Source organism: Dietzia sp. oral taxon 368 (genome assembly GCF_002999155.1).
GTDB lineage: Bacteria > Actinomycetota > Actinomycetes > Mycobacteriales > Mycobacteriaceae > Dietzia > Dietzia cinnamea.
Map to the genome: position 1 here is coordinate 3,224,087 of NZ_CP027238.1, position 15,990 is coordinate 3,240,076.

Genomic DNA, 15,990 nt, shown 5'->3' on the forward strand with positions numbered 1-15,990 from the left:
CGGCGGAGCGGGGGCCTGACGCCCCGGTCAGCGCATGCGTTGCGAGATGACTTTGGAGATCCCGTCGCCCTGCATGGAGACGCCGTAGAGCACGTCGGCGACGTCCATGGTCGGCTTCTGGTGGGTGATCACGATGAGCTGGCTGGTCTCCCGCAGCTGCTCGAACAGCCCGATGAGCCGCCGCAGGTTGGTGTCGTCGAGCGCGGCCTCGACCTCGTCCATCACATAGAAGGGGCTGGGTCGGGCCTTGAAGATCGCCACCAGCATCGCCACCGCCGTCAGCGACTTCTCGCCGCCGGACAGCAGCGAGAGCCGCTTGACCTTCTTCCCGGGCGGCCGCGCCTCCACCTCGATGCCGGTGGCGAGCATGTCGTCGGGCTCGGTGAGCACCAGCCGGCCCTCGCCGCCCGGGAACAGCACCGAGAAGACGTCGCGGAACTCACGTTCGACGTCGATCCACGCCTCGGTGAAGATCTGCTCGATCCGGTCGTCGACGTCGTCGATCACGCCCTCGAGGTCCGCGCGGGCCTTCTTGACGTCGTCGAGCTGGGCCGACAGGAACGCGTAGCGCTCCTCGAGCGCGGCGAACTCCTCCAACGCGAGCGGGTTGACCTTGCCGAGCGTGGCCAGGTCCTTCTCGGCCCGCCTGAGGCGCCGCTCCTGCTCGGACCGCACGAACGGCATGGGCGGCGGCGGGGTGACGTCCTCGCCGCGCTCGCGGGCCGCCTCGTACTCCGACATCTCCAGCGCGGACGGCGGCAGATCGACGTCGGGCCCGTACTCGGCGACCAGCGCCTCCGGCTCGATCCCGTGACGCTCGAGCACCGCCGCCTCGAGCTCCGAGACCTTGACCTCGAGCTGGGCGCGGACGATCTCGTCGCGGTGGGCGGCGTCCCCCAGGCGTGAGACCTCCGACTCCGCCGCTGTGAGGTCACCTCGCAGGGCGGTGGCCCGGGCACTCGCCTCCGCGCGCGCGGCCGCCAGCCGGTCGCGTTCTGCCGAGGCGGCCGTGATGAGCTCGTCGAGGCGGGCCAGCAGCCGCGCGCCGAGCTCCTCCACGACGCCGGCGACCTCGGCGCCCCGTCGGCGCTCGGCCGCCGCCCGGGCCGCGCGGGCACGGGACTCGCGCTCGGCCTGGGCGGCCCGCCGCAGGGACGCCGCCTTCCCGCGGACGCCGGCGGCCCGCTCCTCGGCGGAGCGGTGCGCGAGCCTCGCCTCCAGTTCGGCGGCCCGGGCTGCCGCCACCTCCGCCTGCGCCGCGACCCGGCCGTCGTCCTCGGGCGGCCTGACCTCGTCGTCGTCGTCACCCGCCCGGACGAGCCGGTCGGACAGCTCGGCGTGCTCGGCGCGCGCGGCGTCGAGCTTGTCCACGGCGATGCGCCGCGACTGCTCGAGGCGGCGCACGTCCGCCTCGGCGCGACGCCTCCGCTGTCCGATGCGGGCGAGCTCGGCGTAGATCTCCTCGATCGCGGCGTCGGACTCCCCGATCGCGGCGAGGGTCTCCGAGTAGCGGTCGGCGCGCTCGGCGTCCTCCGCCTCGGCACCGGCCAGCTCGGCGCGCGTCGTCTCGATCTCGGCACGGACCGAGTCACGTTCGGCGACCGCGGCGTCGATCGCGGACTGGATCTCCAGACCCGTGCGCCCGGACGCCGAGCCACCCACGGTCCACCCAGCGCCGGCGAGCTCCCCGCCCCGGGTCACCGCGCGCACGCGCCGGTCCGCGTCGACCTGCGCGTGGGCGGCGGCCAGGTCGTCGACGACAACCACGTCCACCAACAGGGCGGTCACAGCGGCGACCAGGTCCTCGGGCACGTCCACCACGTCCAAGGCCCACCGGGCGCCGTCGACGAGGTCCACCTCGAGCCGGTAGTCCCCGCCGGGCACGCCGCGGCCCACAAGCCCCGCCCGACCGGCGTCGGCCTCGCGCAACGCGGCGAGCACCTCCCCACGGTCCACGCGGGCGTCCACGACCACCGCGTCGACGGCGGGGCCGAGCGCCACACCGATCGCGCGCTCCCAGCCGTCGCGCACGCCGAGCGACTCCCCCACCGTGCCCGCCACGGCGTCCGCGCCGAGGTGCCGCACGACCCAGTCGGCGCCGTCACCGGCGCCCTTGTTCTGTTCGAGGGTCTCGATGCGCGCGGCCAACCGCGCGATCCGCTGATCGGCCTCCCGCTCGAGGCGCTGCAGCTCGGCCAGTCGCGCCCGGGCGGCCAGGTGGGCGCGCTCCGCGCGGCCGAGGTGCTCGTCGAGGGTGCGCTCGCTCTCGGAGTGGGCGCCGATCCGGGCGTGCACGGCGTCGAACTCGGCCTCGGCGTCGGCCACGGCGGCGCGGGCGGCGGCTGCCTCGGCGTCCAGCCGCGCGATCTCCGCCTCGGTCGACTCCACGCGCGCGGCGAGCGTCTCGACCTTGCCGGCGAGGCGCGCGACGCCCTCCCGCCGGTCGGCGATCGCACGGACCGCCCGAAGGTGCTCGGCCTCGAGCTCGGCCAGGGCCGCCTCGGCCGCGCCCAGCGCCTCCGTCGCGCGGCGGGCCCGGTCGGCGGCGGCCTCCACCTGGCCCGCGAGGTCCTGCTCGTGCGCTGCGGCGCGCTCGGCCTGCCGGTCGAGCTCGTCGGGATCCGTGCCGTGATGGACCGCGACCTCGGCCGCGAGCGAACGGGCGCGGTCGGACGCGATTCGGGCGGTCGCGCGGGCCCGCTCGGCCAGGGTCGACAGGGCGAACCACCGCTGCTGGGCGGCGTCGGCCTCGGGGGTGAGCCTGTCGAGCTCGGCCTGGGTCTCCGCCGCGGCGCGGGCCAGCTCGTCCCGGCGGTCGACCGCCTCGGCGACCCGGTCGGCCAGGCGGGCGCGCACGCTCTCCGCGTCGGCGAGCTCGCGCCGGCGGGTGACGAGGTCGTCGGCGGCCAGCCGGAACGTCGCGTCGCGCAGGTCGGCCTGGATCGTCTGCGCCCGCCGCGCCACCTCCGCCTGCCGCCCCAGCGGCTTGAGCTGGCGTCGCAGTTCGGTGGTGAGGTCGGTGAGCCGGTCGAGGTTGCCCTGCATCCCGGCGAGTTTGCGCTGCGCCTTCTCCTTGCGGCGGCGGTGCTTGAGGATACCGGCGGCCTCCTCGATGAACGCGCGTCGCTCCTCGGGTTTGGACTCGAGGATCTCGGCGAGCTTGCCCTGGCCGACGATCACGTGCATCTCGCGGCCGATGCCGGAGTCCGACAGCAGTTCCTGCACGTCCATGAGGCGGGTCCGGTCGCCGTTGATCTCGTACTCCGCGGCGCCGTCGCGGAACATCCGGCGGGTCAGGGAGACCTCGGCGTAGTCGATCGGCAGGGCGCCGTCGGAGTTGTCCAGGGTGAGCGTGACCTCGGCGCGGCCGAGCGGCTGCTTACCGGCGGTACCGGCGAAGATGACGTCCTGCATCTTCCCGCCGCGCAGGGTCTTGGCGCTGTGCTCACCCATGACCCACGTCAGCGCGTCCACGACGTTGGACTTGCCCGAGCCGTTGGGGCCGACGACGCAGCAGATGCCGGGCTCGAACTTCAGGGTCGTCGGCGCCGCGAAGGACTTGAAGCCCTTGAGCGTCAACGACTTGAGATACACGGGAGTCGATCCTAGGTCAGCGTTCGACGAATCCCGTCAGTCCGCCTCGCGCCGGTTCGTAGGTGTCGACGACGAGGTCCACGCGTCCGGGGGTGTCGCCACCGCGGAGGAGTTCGAGCAGGCTGGAGCACGCGGCCTCGTCGCCCTCGGCCACCACGTGGACGCGGCCGTCCGGCTTGTTGGCCGCGTACCCGCTCAGGCCCAGTTCGAGGGCGCGGCTGCGCGTCCACCAGCGGAAGCCCACCCGCTGGACGTGGCCGTGCACCCACGCGACCAGGCGGACCGGGTCCCGTCCCGGGGCGCTCACTCGGGATCGCGCCCGGTCTCGAAGTGCAGCGCGACCTCGGTACCCGCGGTGATCGTCCGGCCGACGGTGCACGTGGCGTCGACCGAACGGCGGATCATGTCGAGCACGCGGTCGGCCATCGCCGGGTCCAGGCCCGACAGGTCGAGCTCGTAGGTCTCCTCGAGGCGCGGGTAGCGCTCGTTCTCGCGGTCGGCGTCGCCGGAGACGCGGACCGTTGCGGCGTAGTCGTCACCGAGCCGGCGGGAGACGGTGAAGTCCGACGCCATGGCCGTGCACGCACCGAGAGCGATCTTGAGCAGCTCGCCCGGGGTGAACACCCCCTCGACATCGGCCGACCCGATCTCGACCCGTGCCCCGCGCGAGGAGGTGCCCACGTAGCGCCGGGTGCCGATCCGGTCGACCCGGAGCTCCGGGCCGGTGCCCGGGGTGGGGGCGTCCCCGGCGGCGGGTGCGGGATCCTGCGGTGCGGGCTGAGGCGTCTGGGTCATGCGGTCATCGTACGACCGGGCGCCGGCGCGCCCCGCTCCGGCGGCGGGGCGCGGGCTGGCACACGGGGCAGAAGTGCGAGCCCCGGTTCATGAAGTCCTCGCGCACGACGGCGGTCCCGCAGCGGCTGCACGGCAGGCCCGCGCGGCCGTAGACGTCGAGCGACCGGTCGAAGTAGCCGGACGCGCCGTTGACGTTGACGTACAGCGCGTCGAAGGAGGTGCCACCGGCGTCGAGGGCGTCGGCCATCACGTCGCGGGCGTGCTCGAGCACTCCCGTGACGGCGCGCAGGGTGATCGCGCCCGAACGTCGCCGACCGTGCAGGCCGGAGCGCCACAGCGCCTCGTCTGCGTAGATGTTGCCGATGCCGGACACGACGGTCTGGTCCAGCAGGAGCCGCTTGATCTCGGTGTCGCGGCGTCGGATGACCCGGGCGGCGGCGACGGGGTCGAACCCGGACTCGAACGGGTCCGCGGCGATGTGCGCGGCCGGCGCGGGCAGCAGCACCCCGCTGCCGTCGCGGGCCCCGGCCAGCGGCACGACCGTCCACCCGCCGAACGTGCGCTGGTCGACGAACCGGAGCTCGTTGCCGTCGTCGAGGACGGCCCGGGCGTGCAGGTGGCGCACCGGCGGTGCGCCGGCACCCGTGACGAGCATCTGACCGCTCATGCCCAGGTGGACCAGGAGGCAGTCCGCACCGGCCGCGTCGTCGCCGTCGAGGGTGAGCCACAGGTACTTGCCGCGCCGCCGCGCCCCGCTGACGGTACGCCCGGTCAGCCGCGCGACGATCTCGGCCGCGCCCCCGGGCTGGCGACGGGCCGTGCGCGCCCCGGTGACCTCGACGGAGACGAGCGTGCGGCCCACGACGTGATCGGCCAGTCCCCGGCGGACGACCTCGACCTCGGGAAGTTCGGGCACGTCAGCCGGCGGTCCGGTCCGCCGTGGTCCCGTCCAGGGCCGCCCAGGCCTGCTCGGCGGCCTTCTGCTCGGCCTCCTTCTTGGTGCGGCCGGTGCCCTCGCCGAGCGCGTCGTCGCCGACGAACACCACGGCGGAGAAGGTCTTGTCGTGATCCGGTCCCGTCGAGGTGATCTCGTACCGCGCCTTGGGCCGGCCGAGCGACGCGCACTTCTCCTGCAGACTGGTCTTCCAGTCCAACGCCGCGCCCAGATGGGGCACGACCGTCAGGCGGTCGCCGATGATCTTCTCGATCAGGCCGCGGGCCGTCTCGAGGCCGTGGGTGAGGTAGACCGACCCGAACACCGCCTCGAGGGTGTCGGCGAGGATCGAGTGCTTGTCCCGACCGCCGGTGAGCTCCTCCCCGCGGCCGAGCCGCAGGTGCCGGCCCAGTCCGCCGTCGCCGAGCTCGCGGGCGATGTCGGCCAGGACGTAGGTGTTGACCAGGCTCGCGCGGATCTTGGCCAGGTCGCCCTCGGGGCGATCCGGGTACGCGTTGTAGAGGTACTCCGTCACGACGAGCTCCAGCACGGCGTCGCCGAGGAACTCGAGGCGCTCGTTGTGTGGCAGCCCCCCGTGCTCGTAGGCGTAGGAGCGGTGGGTCAGCGCCTGGGTCGCCAGGCCGGCGGGCAGGGCCACGCCCAGGACGGCGTCCAGCGCGGAGGGCTGGTCGGTCACGCGCGGTCCCCGTCGGTGTCGGCCGGGTCGGTCATGCCGAACTTCTCCGCCAGTCCGGCCCAGCGCGGGTCGATGCGGCCGGTCTCCTCGCCGGAGACCCCGTCCGGGGCGGGCGTCTCGGGGTTCACGCACTCGTCGTGTCCGTAGTCGGTGCACGTGGGCGACATGGGGAACTCGAGCCCGAACGCGTCGACGAGAGCTGGTTCGAGATCGATCAGCTCGCCGTCGAGCAGGCGCACCTCGTCCTCCTCGGCGCCGTCGGCCGCGGCGGTCCCGGGGGTCGCGTACATCTCGGTCAACTCGACGGCGACGTCGGTGGTGAACTCACCGAGGCAGCGCGCGCACTCGACGTCGGCCCGGCCGCTGACCGACCCGGTGACCAGCACGCCCTCGTCGACGAACGTCATCATGAGGTCCAGCTCGACCTGCGACCCGCTCGGGATCCGGATGAGCTCGACGCCGATGTCGGAGGGCAGCACGGCGGCGCGCCGCACCGGCTCCATCGCGCCGGGTGTGCGGGACAGCACGCGGGTGTCGAGGACGAGCGAATCGGCGGCCGGGCGGCCGTGGCGGGGGGTGCGGGAGGTGGTGGACACGCCCAGCAGACTACCCGCCTGGCTCAGTAGTCCCCGTACCCGTCGCCGAAGCGCTCGTCGTCACGGGTGCCCCTGCGCGCGGCCGGATCGCGCCGCGCGGTGGGCGCGACACCGTGCAGTTCCTCGCGGCCGCGGGCGACGGTGCGCAGCGTCGCCCCGAGGAACTCCTCGAAGCGGGCCATCTTCTCGTCGATGTAGGCGTCGCACTCCTCGCGCCGGCGCTCGCTCTCGGCGTGGGCGGCGTCGCGCACGCGGGCGGCCTCCTCGTCGGCGATCCGCACGACCTCGGACTCGGACAGCATGCGCTGCTGCTCCTGGCGGGCCTCGGTGATCGTGCGGTCGTAGAGGATGTTGGCCTGCTCGACCAGCCGGTCGGCCTCGGCGCGGGCGCGGGTGGTGGTGGACTCGGCGTCCCGGCGGGACCGGTCCAGCAGCTCGGCGGCCTCGGCACGGGCGTCGCCGACGAGCCCGTCGGCGTGCGCGGTGGCCTCGGCGACCATGCGGTCGGCGCGGGACTTGGCGTCGGCGAGCATCGCGTCGGCGTCCTCGCGGGCGTCGCGCAGGGTCCGGTCCGCCTCGGCGTCCGCGGCGGCGATGGTCTCGCGGGCGGTGGCGTCGGCCTCCGCGAGCACCCGGTCGCGCTGGTCGAGCACGTCCTGGGCGTCGTCGAGTTCACCGGGGAAGGAGTCGCGGATGTCGTCGAGCAACAGCAGGGACTCGTGCCGGGGCACCACGCAGTTCGCGGTCATGGGCAGACTGCGGGCGTCCTCGATCATCGCGTTCAGCTCGTCGAGGGCCTGGAACACTCGGTACACGCTCGTCCCTTCACCGGATCGTCACATTCGTCCCATCAGTGTGCCCGCAACACACGGCGGCGGGCCGGTGCGGAGACGGTGTGTCCGGTGGTCGGGCGATTTCGACCGGGGCGTTCCCGCAGCGCGACGGTTCAGCCCAGACGCTCTCGCAGCGCGACGGCGACCGGCTCCGGCAGCAGGTGCGAGACGTCGCCGCCGAGCCGGGTGACCTCGCGGCACAGCGACGACGACACGAACGCCAGGTCGGCACGCGTCGGCAGGAAGACGGTGTCGACGCCCGCGATGGACCGGTTCATGTGGGCCATCGGCAGCTCGTAGTCGTAGTCGGTGGAGTCGCGCAGGCCCTTGATGACGGCCGTCGCCCCCTGGTCGCGGCAGTAGTCCACGAGCAGCCCGTAGAAGCTGTCCACCCGCACGCCGGGCATGTCCGCGCACACCTCGTCGATGAGCGCCTTGCGCTCGTCGATCGTGAAGGTGCCCTGCTTGTTGGGGTTGGCGACCACGCACACGATCACGTCGTCGAACAGCTCCGCGGCGCGGCGGATGATGTCGAGGTGCCCGAGGGTCACCGGGTCGAAAGAGCCTGGGCACACGACGGTCGTCATGGGGCGACCGTATCAACAGGCCTGGCCATCTCGATCGTGGTCTCCCCGTACGTGCGCTCGAAGATCACGTCGTAGCCGGCGGGCCAGCGCACGGCGGGGTCGCGCTTCGAGCGCTCCCACACGACGAGGGCGTCCTCGGCGAGCCAGCCCCCCTCGAGCAGCGCGCCCAGGACCGACTCGTCGAGCACGGCCGAGCGCTCGTACGGCGGGTCGGCCAGGACCAGGTGGAACCCGCCGGGCACGGGGCAACCGCCCTCGAGGGCCGCCGGGAGGGCCGCCCGTCTGACGGTGGTGCGCAGGGAGGGGGACGACGACGAGGCCCCTGCGGTGTTCTTCTTCAGACAGGCCACCGCCCGGTGGTTCTCCTCGACGAACCACGCGGTGTCGGCACCCCGGGACAGGGCCTCGAGCCCGAGCGCCCCGGAGCCGGCGAACAGGTCGAGGACGGCGGCGCCGTCGAGGTCCACCCGGCTCTCGATGGCGCTGAACAGCGCCTCGCGGACCCGGTCGGTGGTGGGCCGTGTCCCGGCCGGCGGCACGGCGATCGACAGCCCGCGCAGGCGGCCGGAGATGATGCGGGTCATTCGGTTTCCCGTCGCGTCAGTATCTGAACAGGTATTCGGATTCCTCGGAGCCGGCCAGGCGGCGGACGCGCTCGGCGAGGGCGGGATGCCGGTGCAGGCCCGGGTCCGCCTCGAGGATCTCCTCGGCGTGGCGGCGCGCGATCTCGATGACGTCCCCGTCGTCGACCACCGACAGCAGCCGTAGCGCTGACAGCGCCCCGGACTGCGCGTCCCCCAGGACGTCCCCCTCGCGCCGTTGGACGAGGTCCAGTTGGGCCAGGACGAACCCGTCGGTCGTGGCGGCGACCGCGTCGAGCCGCTCCATGGACCGACTCCCCGCGCGGGAGTTGGTCACGAGCAGACACAGACCCGGCAGCCCGCCGCGGCCGACCCGACCGCGCAGCTGGTGGAGCTGGCTCACACCGAAACGCTCGGCGTCCATCACCACCATGACCGTGGCCTCGGGGACGTCCACACCGACCTCGATGACGGTCGTGGACACGAGCACGTCGAGGCGGCCCGCGGCGAAATCGGCCATGGTGGCGTCCTTCTCCTCCGACGGGAGCCGGCCGTGCAGGAGGCCGATTCTCAGCCCGGCCAGCGGGCCGGTGGACAGGTACTCGTGCAGATCCACGGCGGCGACCAACGGCGGTCTGTCGCCGCCCTCGTCGTCGTCCCCCTTCGTCGCGTCGTCGGACCTGCCGTCGTCGGCGTCGATGCGGGAACACACCACGTACGCCCGGTGGCCGGCGGCCACCTCCTCGCGCACCCGCTCCCACGCCCGCGCCAACCACGCCGGCCGCTCGCGTGCGGGCACGACGGACGTCGAGATCGGACGCCGACCCCCGGGGAGCTCGTCGAGCTCGGAGACCTCCAGGTCGCCGAACACCGTCATGGCGATCGTCCGCGGGATGGGGGTCGCGGTCATCACCAGCAGGTGCGGCACCATGCCGGCGCGGCCCTTGGACCGCAGGCGGTCACGCTGGCGCACCCCGAAGCGATGCTGCTCGTCCACCACCACCAGGCCCAGGTCGAAGAAGTCCACCGAGTCCTGGATCAGGGCGTGGGTGCCCACGGCGATCCCCGCCTCACCGGTGACGATGTCGAGCAGGGCCGCCCGCCGCTGGGCGGTCGACATCGACCCTGTGAGCAGCACGACGCGGGTGGCCTCGTCGGCGGCGCCCAGCCGACCGCGCTCGCCGAGGTCACCGAGCATCGCCGTGAGTGACCGGTGGTGCTGGACCGCCAAGACCTCGGTGGGGGCGAGCATGACGCACTGCCGTCCGGCGTCGAGCACCTGCAGCATCGCGAGCAGCGCGACCACGGTCTTGCCCGAGCCGACCTCACCCTGCAGGAGCCGGTTCATGGGCTCGTCCCGCGCCAGGTCGGCGGAGATCTCCTCCAGCACGGCCTTCTGTCCGTCGGTGAGCTCGAACGGCATGCGGGCGCCCATCGCCGCACGGATACCGTCGTCGCGCACCGGGCTCGCCGGCGCCGGGTCCCGCGCGACGAACCGGCGCCGCGCGCCGAGCAGCAGCTGCAGGGCGAGCGCCTCGTCGAAGCGCAGCCGGTGGCCCGCGTGGTCCTTCTCCCGCGCGTTCTCGGGCAGATGGGCCTTGCGCAGCGCCTCGTCCAGCCCCATCAACCCCGCCGCCGAGCGCACGGTGTCGTCCAGGGGGTCGACCACCGGCACCAGGGCCCGCAACGCGGTCACGACCGCGCCGAGCAGATCCCAGGAGGTGACGCCCTCCTTCGCGGCGTAGACGGGCAGCAGCGGGCGGTCGAACAGGCTCGGCCCGCCCTCGGCGTCGATCTCCGCCGCGAGCCGGGCCAGCGCCGCGAGGTCACCCGATCCCTTGAGCTGCCCGCCCTGCCCGGAGACCGGCCGCAGCACCAGGAACTCGGGGTGCTTGAGGTCCGGCGCGCGACGGAAATGCGACACGGTGCCGTCGAACATGGCGAGGGTGCCCACCGGGAGCAGGTACTTGATGCTGCGCCCGGCGAAGAAGACCACCCGGAACTCCGTGTCGCCGTCCTCCACGGTGAGCGTGAGCATCTCCCGGGGCTGGCCCTTCTTGGTGTGGTACGTCCTCGTCCGGGCCGTGGTGACCGTGCCGATGACCGTCACGCGCTCGCCGTCGACGAGCTGCCGCTTGTCGTAGCGTTGCCCGTGCTGGCGGTAGCGCCGCGGCAGGGTGTGCAGCAGGTCCCCGACGGTCCGGTGACCGAACGCCGTGGTGATCCGCTCCGCCAGCCCGGGGTCGAGCACCTCGACCAGGGGCGTGTCCGTGGTGGCGAGCGTCGTCATTCGACCCCGACGTGCGCCAGCGCCCGCCCCGGGCCCGCGGCGTAGCCGACGACCTCGATGTCGGGGTGCGCGCTGCGCAGCCTGGACAGCACCGACTCGGTCGCCGCCTCGTCGTACTCGTCTCCGAACAACACCGTCACGAGCTCCCCGCCGGCGGACAGCATGCGGTCGACCAGCGCGCACACCGCCTCGACCGCGTCGGTCTCGATGAGCGCGACGTCGTGGCCGACAACGCCGAGCAGGTCGCCCGCCGCGCACCGGCCGACCAGGGTGAGGGCGTCCTGCTCGGCGCGGACGAGGTGCGCGTGCCGGGTGCCCGCCGCGGCGTCGGCCATCGAGAACCCGTCCAGGGACAGGGTCGTGATGGGGTCGTGCACGGCGAGCGCGGCCAGCCCCTGCACCACCGATCCCGTCGGCAGGATCAACGCGTGGCCGACGGCGTCCCGCAGGGCGGCGTCGAGCGCGCTGATCCGGTCGCGCGAGAGCTCCCCGTTGGGCAGCACGAGGAGCTCGTCGGCCTCCACGGCCAGCACGGCGTCGACCACACCCTCCCCGTCCTCGCCGGGGTCGACGGTCGCGGCGCCCGCGCCCGCGAACAGCGCGGCGAGCGGGCCGTCCGGAACGACGGCCACCACACGACGCACCCCCGGCTCGCCGCCGGCACCGCCGCGCCGGGCGGCGCCGCCGGTACCCGCGCCCGCGGCGTCGTCGGCGGATGCGTCCCGGCCGCCGTCCCCGGTCGGGTCGAGCATGTCCGTGACCCTGATCTCGGTGACTCGGCCCAGCGGCAGCGCCGTCTCGATCGCCGAGCCGATGTCGTCGGTGTGGACGTGGACCGCCCACCTGGCGTTGACGTCCGAGCCGCCGTCGCCGACCACCACCACGCTGTCGCCGAGCATCCGGAGTGCCGACCGCAGCTCGTCGGCGCGCGCGTCGTCGGAGTGGGTCAGCGAGTACATCACCTCGTAGCGCGTGCCGCGCCCGACGCCCTCGGCGTCGCAGGTTTCACCGGCTCCCGCGCCGCCGGGCCGGCCGTCTCCACCGGATGCCGCGACCGCGGCCGCCGCGGCGGCGGGCTCGGACGGCGTGAAGTACTCCGGCCGCTCGGGCGTCTGTCCCGTGAGCACCTCGACCATCGCGTCGAGCAGGACGAGCAGGCCCCGGCCGCCGGCGTCGACCACCCCGGCACGGCGCAGCGCCGGCAGCTGCGCGGTGGTGCGGTCCAGGGCCCCCGCACCGGCGTCCGCCGCCGCGCGGGCCACCTCGACCAGCGAGTGGGCCGAGGAGCGACCCGCCGCCGAGGCGGCCTCGCGCAGGACCGTCACGATGGTCCCCTCCACGGGGTCGCTCAACGCGTGGTCGACGAGCGTGACCGCCGTGCGCAGGGCCCGGCGGTAGGTCGAGGCGTCGACGACGGTGAAGGTCGCCGCCTCACCGACCGCACGGAGCACCTGGGACAGGATCACCCCGGAGTTGCCGCGCGCCCCGTGGACCGCGCCGTGGCCGAGCGCGACCGCGATCTCGCGGGCGCCCGCCGTGCCGCCGCCCTCGGCGATCCACGCGTCCTCACCCTCCGCACGGTCCACGGCCGCGCGCATCGTGTAGAGCAGGTTTGTCCCGGTGTCCGAATCGGGCACCGGGAAGACGTTGAGGGCGTTGATCTCCTCGCGATGGAGGGCGAGCATCTCGACCGACCGCCGCGCCCACGTGAGCAGTCCGTGCGCGTCGAGGGTCGACGGACGGTCCTCGACATGTGTCGACTCCTGCGTCATCACCCCTCCTCACCACACGACCACCCCTGTGGTGCAACTCCCGGCCGGCGCGGCCAAGCCTAGTACCCTCACCACTCGACAGCCGTCCGACTAGCCGAGACGGCCGATACGACCCGGGAGCAGCACGATGACCTTCGACCTCGCCGACACCCCGCTCGTCACCCTCTCCGAGGGCGTACTCACGCTCCCGATCTCGCTGGAGGGCAAGGGCAACTCGCTGGACTCCGACGCGGTCGACCAGGCGTCGGTCGCGCTGCGCGCCCTGCTCGCGGGTGATATCGAGGCCGGCGCGGTCCTCCTGGTGGGCCTGGGGGCGAACTTCTGCGCGGGCGGCAACGTCCCGGGCTTCGCCGCGGCCCCCGACCGCGCGGAGCACGTGCGTGAGCTCGCCGACCGTCTCCACGCGGTCGTCCGTCAGCTCGACGAGCTCCCCGTGCCGATCGTCGCCGCCGTCGCGGGGTGGGCGGCCGGCGCCGGAGCCTCGCTGGTCCTGGCCGCGGACTTCTCGGTCGGTGGCCCCGGCACCCGACTGCTGGCGGCCTACCCGGGAATCGGCCTGTCCCCTGACGGCGGGATGTCATGGCGCCTGCCCCGCGCGATCGGCCAGGGGGCGGCGCGGGCGTTCATCGTCGGCAACGAGCCGATGGACGGGGCGCGGGCGTACCAGCTGGGCCTGCTCACGACGTTCGTCGAGGGCGACGTCCGCGAGGCCGCGCGCGAGCTGGCCGTGCGCCTGGCCGCCGGGCCCCGCGAGTCCCACGCGGCCGCCAACGCCCTGCTCCGTGCCTCGGAGTCCGCGACGCTCGCCGAGCAGCTCGACGCCGAGCGGGATTCCATCGCCCGCCTGGCGGTCTCCCCCGACGGGGTGGAGGGCGTGGACGCCTTCGTCGCCAAGCGCACACCGGAGTTCGGCGGGCGCTGACGCGGCAGGGCGGGCCGGCCGGCCGGCCCGCCGGAAACGGTCTGCCTCTACGCCTGTCTGGGCTCGTCGGGGAGACTCCAGTCGACCGGCTCCACGCCGAGTCGACGGAGCTCCTCGTTCGCGCGGCTGAACGGCCTGGAGCCGAAGAAGCCCCGCGACGCCGACAGCGGTGAGGGGTGCGCAGAGGCGATGACCGGGGTGTCGCCGAGCATCGGCGTCAGTGACTGCGCGTCACGCCCCCACAGGATCGCCACCATGGGTCGCTCGCGCTCGACGAGCGCCTCGATCGCCCGCTGGGTGATCTCCTCCCAGCCCTTACGGCGGTGGGAGGCGGGCTCGCCCGGGGCCACGGTGAGCACCCGGTTGAGGAGCAGCACCCCCGCCCGGGTCCACGCGCCGAGGTCACCGTGTGCGGGGGCCGGCAGCCCGAGATCGTCGGTGTACTCGCGGTAGATGTTGACCAGACTGCGTGGCAGCGGGCGCACGTCCGCCTCGACCGCGAAGCTCAGTCCGATCGGATGGCCGGGCGTGGGGTAGGGATCCTGGCCCACGATGAGGACGCGGACGTCGTCGAACGGCTGGGTGAACGCCCTCAGGACGTGGTCGGCGGCCGGCAGGAAGCCCCGGCCGGCGGCGTTCTCGGCGCGGAGGAAGTCGCCCATCCGGTGGATCCGCTCCTCGACCGGGGCCAGGGCCTCCGCCCAGCCGGGGTCGAGGAGGTCGGCGAGCGGCGCGGGGGCGCGTCGTGTGCTCACCGGTCAGTCGAGGCGTCGCAGGTCGGCGCGGTAGCGCATGGCGTTGTCGTGGTACATCTGCGTGTTGCCCTCGAGCATCGCGGGGTCGACCTCGTGGCCCTCCCGGATCTTCGCGGGCATGCCCATCGCCATGCGGCGGTCGGGCAGCTCGAACCGCGGGGGCACCAGGCATCCCGCGGCGACGACGGCGCCCGAGCCGATGACGGCGCCGTTGAGAACGATCGACCCGGACGAGATCAGCGTGCGGTCGCCGATGGTCGCGCCCTCGATGTGGGCGTTGTGCCCGACCACGCAGTGCTCGCCGATGATCGTCGCGTCGGTCGCCGTGCAGTGCACGATGGTGCCGTCCTGGATGTTGGACATGGCGCCGACCTCGATGCGCCCGTAGTCCCCGCGGAGCACGGCGGTGGGCCACACGGAGACGCCGGGCCCGAGGGTCACCCGCCCGATGACCACCGCGTCGGGGTGGACCCATGCGTCGGGGGCGATGTCGGGTTCGAGGTCTCCGAGTGCGTAGACGGCCATGCGTCCACCCTAGTTCGCGCCCCGCGCAGAGTCCCAGCCCCCGGGGACCCGCGGCTCGCCGTCGAGGGTGACGCGCCCCGGCTCACCGGCCCGGACGGTGCCGATCACTGTGAACCCGGCCGGCGGGGTGACCCCGGGCGGGAAGGTGCCGAGCAGGCCGTGGTCCTCGCCGCCGTCGAGCACCCAGTCGGTGACCTGCGCGTCGGGGTCGGCCGCACCGAGCGTCCCGGCGGCCTCGTACAGGAGGGGGTCGACGGGGAGCGCGTCCATGGTGAGATCGGCGGCTACGTCGGACGCGCGCGCCAGGCCCGACAGGTCACGCAGCAGGCCGTCGCTGACGTCGGTGAGGGACCGGGCGCCGGCGAGGCGCGCCGCGGTCCCGAGCCCGACCGGGGGCACCGGGACGCGGTGCGACTGCTGTAGAGGTCCGTGAGGATGTCCGGCGAGGAGGAGGGCGAGGCCGGCCGCCGAGCGCCCGGGGGTCCCGGTGAGTGCGACGGTGTCCCCGGGCCGCGCGCCGTCGATCCGCAGTGGTCGCGCGCCGCGCGGGAGGGTGCCGAGCGCGGTGACGCCGACGACGACGAGGTCGGCCCTGGTGAGATCGCCGCCCACCACGACGGCACCGGATCGGGCGGCTTCCCCGTGGATCCCCGCGGCGAGGTCCTCGATCTGCCCCATGGTCGTCCCGGCGGGTACGGCGAGGGCGACGAGCACCCGGGTGCAGTCGGCGCCCATCGCCAGGACGTCGGAGACGTTCTGGGCCACCGCCCGGCGCCCCAGGTCGGCCCAGCCGGTGAAGTCCAGTCGGAAGTGGGTGCCCTCGACGAGCATGTCGGTGGTGACCACCGTCGCCTCCGCCGGCCCCAGCACCGCCGCGTCGTCCCCGTTGCCCACGGGATCGTCCGGGTGGCCGTCGCCCGGCCCGCTGAGGACGGCGAGAACCGCCGCCTCCCCCGCCCGTGCGACGGTCAGATCCCGGTCGGGGCTGACCGCATGCATCCAGGTCCCGGCCCGGTCTGACACGGCGGCCACCCCTTTTCCCGTGGAGTCGCACGCCGGGAGCTCCGGCGTGGGTCTGTAGCGTTGCCGTCAGGCTAGCGGCCGCGCCC

General features: G+C 74.0%; 15 protein-coding genes. 1 reads left to right on the forward strand and 14 read right to left on the reverse strand.

What is annotated here, in order from left to right; translation table 11 throughout:
• Nucleotides 1-27: 27 nt before the first annotated feature.
• From smc to C3V38_RS15145, 11 genes are all read right to left on the reverse strand, one after another.
• Complete coding sequence (gene smc, locus C3V38_RS15095; RefSeq protein WP_106386199.1) at nt 28-3,594, reverse strand: chromosome segregation protein SMC; 3,567 nt, start codon at nt 3,592-3,594, stop codon at nt 28-30.
• Nucleotides 3,595-3,610: 16 nt separating this feature from the next.
• Nucleotides 3,611-3,901, reverse strand: a complete 291-nt coding sequence (locus C3V38_RS15100) for an acylphosphatase (RefSeq protein WP_106386200.1) — start codon at nt 3,899-3,901, stop codon at nt 3,611-3,613.
• Nucleotides 3,898-4,389 (reverse strand): OsmC family protein, encoded by a 492-nt coding sequence (locus tag C3V38_RS15105; RefSeq protein WP_174705790.1) that lies wholly within the window; start codon nt 4,387-4,389, stop codon nt 3,898-3,900. Before C3V38_RS15105 ends, C3V38_RS15100 begins: the two co-directional genes overlap by 4 nt.
• Nucleotides 4,390-4,393: 4 nt before the next feature.
• Complete coding sequence (gene mutM, locus C3V38_RS15110) at nt 4,394-5,305, reverse strand: bifunctional DNA-formamidopyrimidine glycosylase/DNA-(apurinic or apyrimidinic site) lyase (RefSeq protein WP_070719744.1); 912 nt, start codon at nt 5,303-5,305, stop codon at nt 4,394-4,396.
• A gap of 1 nt (nt 5,306) precedes the next feature.
• On the reverse strand, nt 5,307-6,020 hold the full coding sequence (rnc, locus tag C3V38_RS15115; protein WP_063973486.1) for a ribonuclease III: 714 nt from the start codon (nt 6,018-6,020) through the stop codon (nt 5,307-5,309).
• Nucleotides 6,017-6,616 carry a DUF177 domain-containing protein gene (locus C3V38_RS15120; RefSeq protein WP_106386201.1) on the reverse strand — a complete coding sequence of 200 codons (600 nt, stop codon included), beginning with the start codon at nt 6,614-6,616 and terminating at the stop codon, nt 6,017-6,019. The genes rnc and C3V38_RS15120 overlap by 4 nt, the downstream gene beginning before the upstream one ends.
• Nucleotides 6,617-6,639: 23 nt before the next feature.
• Nucleotides 6,640-7,431, reverse strand: coding sequence for a DivIVA domain-containing protein (locus tag C3V38_RS15125; protein WP_043566353.1), 792 nt, complete (start codon nt 7,429-7,431; stop codon nt 6,640-6,642).
• 131 nt (nt 7,432-7,562) lie between these two features.
• The gene (coaD, locus tag C3V38_RS15130) at nt 7,563-8,036 is read right to left on the reverse strand and encodes a pantetheine-phosphate adenylyltransferase (protein ID WP_070719736.1); all 474 of its coding nucleotides are present in this window, start codon (nt 8,034-8,036) and stop codon (nt 7,563-7,565) included.
• Nucleotides 8,033-8,620 (reverse strand): 16S rRNA (guanine(966)-N(2))-methyltransferase RsmD, encoded by a 588-nt coding sequence (gene rsmD / locus C3V38_RS15135; protein ID WP_106386202.1) that lies wholly within the window; start codon nt 8,618-8,620, stop codon nt 8,033-8,035. The genes coaD and rsmD overlap by 4 nt, the downstream gene beginning before the upstream one ends.
• A 16-nt stretch (nt 8,621-8,636) precedes the next feature.
• Nucleotides 8,637-10,907 carry an ATP-dependent DNA helicase RecG gene (recG, locus tag C3V38_RS15140; RefSeq protein WP_106386203.1) on the reverse strand — a complete coding sequence of 757 codons (2,271 nt, stop codon included), beginning with the start codon at nt 10,905-10,907 and terminating at the stop codon, nt 8,637-8,639.
• Entirely contained in the window at nt 10,904-12,679 is a 1,776-nt protein-coding gene (locus C3V38_RS15145) for a DAK2 domain-containing protein (protein ID WP_106386204.1), read from the reverse strand. Before C3V38_RS15145 ends, recG begins: the two co-directional genes overlap by 4 nt.
• 127 nt (nt 12,680-12,806) lie before the next feature.
• Here C3V38_RS15145 and C3V38_RS15150 point away from each other — a divergent pair, with 127 nt between their 5' ends.
• Complete coding sequence (locus C3V38_RS15150) at nt 12,807-13,601, forward strand: enoyl-CoA hydratase/isomerase family protein (RefSeq protein ID WP_106386205.1); 795 nt, start codon at nt 12,807-12,809, stop codon at nt 13,599-13,601.
• Nucleotides 13,602-13,648: 47 nt separating this feature from the next.
• Here C3V38_RS15150 and C3V38_RS15155 read toward each other — a convergent pair whose 3' ends face one another.
• The 3 genes from C3V38_RS15155 to thiL are packed head-to-tail and all read right to left on the reverse strand — an operon-like array spanning nt 13,649 to nt 15,904.
• On the reverse strand, nt 13,649-14,356 hold the full coding sequence (locus C3V38_RS15155; RefSeq protein ID WP_070719722.1) for a uracil-DNA glycosylase: 708 nt from the start codon (nt 14,354-14,356) through the stop codon (nt 13,649-13,651).
• Between the two features lie 3 nt (nt 14,357-14,359).
• Nucleotides 14,360-14,881, reverse strand: coding sequence for a gamma carbonic anhydrase family protein (locus C3V38_RS15160; RefSeq protein ID WP_007633234.1), 522 nt, complete (start codon nt 14,879-14,881; stop codon nt 14,360-14,362).
• 9 nt (nt 14,882-14,890) lie between these two features.
• Nucleotides 14,891-15,904 (reverse strand): thiamine-phosphate kinase, encoded by a 1,014-nt coding sequence (thiL, locus tag C3V38_RS15165; protein WP_254426016.1) that lies wholly within the window; start codon nt 15,902-15,904, stop codon nt 14,891-14,893.
• Between the last annotated feature and the right edge of the window lie 86 nt (nt 15,905-15,990).

Coding starts and splice junctions, on each gene's coding strand:
- C3V38_RS15105 (WP_174705790.1), bottom strand. CDS start 4,389: ATGACCCAGACGCCTCAGCCCGCACCGCAGGATCCCGCACCCGCCGCC.
- coaD (WP_070719736.1), bottom strand. CDS start 8,036: ATGACGACCGTCGTGTGCCCAGGCTCTTTCGACCCGGTGACCCTCGGG.
- rsmD (WP_106386202.1), bottom strand. CDS start 8,620: ATGACCCGCATCATCTCCGGCCGCCTGCGCGGGCTGTCGATCGCCGTG.
- recG (WP_106386203.1), bottom strand. CDS start 10,907: ATGACGACGCTCGCCACCACGGACACGCCCCTGGTCGAGGTGCTCGAC.
- C3V38_RS15145 (WP_106386204.1), bottom strand. CDS start 12,679: ATGACGCAGGAGTCGACACATGTCGAGGACCGTCCGTCGACCCTCGAC.
- C3V38_RS15150 (WP_106386205.1), top strand. CDS start 12,807: ATGACCTTCGACCTCGCCGACACCCCGCTCGTCACCCTCTCCGAGGGC.
- C3V38_RS15160 (WP_007633234.1), bottom strand. CDS start 14,881: ATGGCCGTCTACGCACTCGGAGACCTCGAACCCGACATCGCCCCCGAC.